Source organism: Bradyrhizobium sacchari (genome assembly GCF_002068095.1).
Taxonomy (GTDB): domain Bacteria; phylum Pseudomonadota; class Alphaproteobacteria; order Rhizobiales; family Xanthobacteraceae; genus Bradyrhizobium; species Bradyrhizobium sacchari.
Window position 1 is genome coordinate 1 of record NZ_LWIG01000044.1, and the last position, 1710, is coordinate 1710.

Annotated in this window: 1 protein-coding gene; it reads left to right on the forward strand. The window is 66.3% G+C overall.

The features are described from left to right. A partial coding sequence (locus A5906_RS31175) for a DUF1522 domain-containing protein (RefSeq protein WP_080139041.1) occupies positions 1 to 1710 on the forward strand: 1710 nt, incomplete at both ends.

Here is a 1710-nt window from a genome sequence, read left to right on the forward strand (position 1 = left end):
CGGCGCTCCCGGCGGCACGACCGCGATTACGGCTGCCAAGACCCTGGGCGCGAGCCAGGGCGTGTTCACGGGCACCGCGGCAACGGCTGGCGACGGCACCACGGCCCTGACCGGAACCATCACCCTGATCGCCACCGGCGCCACGACTGCCACCGGCCTGGTCGGCAACGCCCAGCCTGCCGACGGCGACACGCTGACGGTCAACGGCAAGACCATCACCTTCCGCAGCGGCGCTGCTCCGGCGTCGACCGCGGTTCCGTCCGGGTCGGGCGTCAGCGGCAACCTCGTCACCGACGGCAACGGCAACACCACCGTCTATCTCGCCACGGCGAACGTCAACGACCTCTTGAAGGCGATCGATCTGGCCAGCGGCGTGCAGAGCGCTTCGATCAGCGCTGGTGCTGCCACCATCACGCAGAGCGGCGCCACGGTTGGTACGGCCCAGACCATCTCGTCCGTCGCGGGCGGCAAGGTCATTCTGGAGAGTTCGACGGGTGCGGACCTGAACGTGACCGGCAAGGCCGATCTGCTCAAGGCCCTTGGCCTGAGTTCGGCCAGCGGCGGCGGAAACACGAGCGTGAGCGTGGCCCGCCAGACCAGCGCGGGTTCGCTGGGTGCTCTGGTTCAGGACGGTTCGACGCTGAACGTCGACGGCCACATCATCACCTTCAAGAACGCGCAGACGCCGCAGTCGGCAGCCAGCGTGACCTCGGGTGGTGTCAACGGCAACATCGTCACCGACGGCAGCGGCAACTCGACCGTCTATCTCCAGAGCGCGACGGTGACCGACCTGCTCAACGCGATCGACCTCGCCACCGGCGTGCAGACCGCGAAGATCACTTCGGGTGCGGCGGTGCTCTCGACCGCGACCGGTCAGTCCAACTCGACGGTGAATACCTCGGGCCAGCTCAAGCTCTCGACCGGCGTCAATGCTGACCTCGCGATCACCGGCACGGGCAATGCGCTGAACGCGCTCGGCCTCGCCGGCAACACCGGCACCGCGACCGCCTTCACCGCGGCCCGTACCTCCGGCATTGGTGGTATCGCTGGCAAGACCCTGACCTTCACCTCCTTCAACGGCGGTACGGCGGTCGACGTCACCTTCGGCGACGGCACCAACGGCACGGTCAAGACGCTCGATCAGCTCAACACCAAGCTTCAGGCCAACAACCTGGCTGCGACGATCGACGCCAACGGTCTGCTGACCATCACTGCATCCAACGACTATGCCTCTTCGACGCTCGGTTCGACGGCAGCGGGCGGCGCGATCGGCGGTACGCTGACCTCGGCGCTCACGTTCTCGACGGCTTCCACCCCGGTCCAGGATGGCGTTGCCCAGACGGCGCGTGCCAACCTGGTGTCTCAGTACAACAACATCCTGAACCAGATCGACACGACGGCGCAGGACTCCTCGTTCAACGGTGTCAACCTCTTGAACGGCGACCAGCTCAAGCTGGTGTTCGACGAGACCGGCAAGTCGAGCCTGAACATCACCGGCGTGACCTACAACTCCAAGGGCCTGGGTCTTGCCGCGCTGACCGTCGGCGTCGACTTCATCGACAACGCCGCGGCCAACAGGGTGCTGACCAACCTGAACGCCGCCTCGAGCACGCTGCGCTCGGAAGCCTCGAGCCTCGGCTCGAACCTCTCGGTGGTGCAGATCCGTCAGGACTTCAACAAGAACCTGATCAACGTGCTGCAGACCGGCTC